The 880-nt window shown below is 39.2% G+C and carries 2 protein-coding genes; both read right to left on the reverse strand.

The window, feature by feature from the left end; translation table 11 throughout:
- Nucleotides 1–348, reverse strand: a 348-nt coding sequence (locus A2003_RS08550; protein WP_286687157.1) for a HutD/Ves family protein, incomplete at its 3' end; no start/stop codon positions are given.
- Nucleotides 345–880: UTRA domain-containing protein (locus tag A2003_RS08555; RefSeq protein ID WP_286687158.1), on the reverse strand; the 536-nt coding region annotated here is incomplete at its 5' end. The genes A2003_RS08555 and A2003_RS08550, both read right to left, overlap by 4 nt.

The following is an 880-nucleotide window of genomic DNA, read 5'->3' on the forward strand; positions in this document are numbered from 1 at the left end:
ATGAAATTTTTTAGCATCATATATCAGATTAAAGTCTCGAATCTTTCCATTGGGCAATTCACAACTAACCTGACTGTCTCCACTGAACTTTATCGATTCCAGATATTGTAAATGCTTCACTTGATGATCAATATTCAGCAAAATATCTTGACCTTCCAAAACCGTCAAATAGCGTTGCATACCATCAAATTTGGAAAGCGAACCAGACGTTTTGACGTCCGCCATGGAAATACGCCAATCAAATAACTCAAGGCTACTCCCTTCACTCCGAGCAAGTTCAATTGTATAGCCTGCACCATTTTTCCACAGCATGCGTTTATAATCTGCTGAGCTTAGATGCTGAATCATTGCGTAAATTTACCTTCCAAATAATAACGACTACCTGGATAAATCAAACGTGCACTAGAAATCAGTTGTTTATTTGACCATGTGCGACGGCGAATCAATAGGCAAGGTTCTGTCTTATTAATCTTCAACCATTTACATTCTTGAGCCGAAGCTAAAATCGCCGTAACCACATGCTCACCCTCAGTCACAGGTGCTTTTGACATCAAATAAGCATTTGGCGTAATCGCTGTAAAATCTTGCGCTAAATAATCAGGTATCAGCACTGGATCAACTAAACGATCTTCTATTTGTACAGGCACATCATTTTCATAATGCACAATAATCGAATGAAATAGCTTTTGCTCTTCACGCATCTGCATTAATACGCTTTGTTCTGTGTTGGCTTGAACTTGTTCCAACACCAATACTTCTGCACGATGTTTATGATTTCGGGCGATAATCTCTTCGGCAATATTATTCACATGAAATAAAGCTGTGCGTCCTTGTCCTTCTGCAACAAATGAACCTACACCTTGTATGCGTACTAGCAAGC

The sequence above is a fragment of the Acinetobacter sp. GWC1_38_13 genome, assembly GCF_001767535.1.
GTDB lineage: Bacteria > Pseudomonadota > Gammaproteobacteria > Pseudomonadales > Moraxellaceae > Acinetobacter > Acinetobacter junii.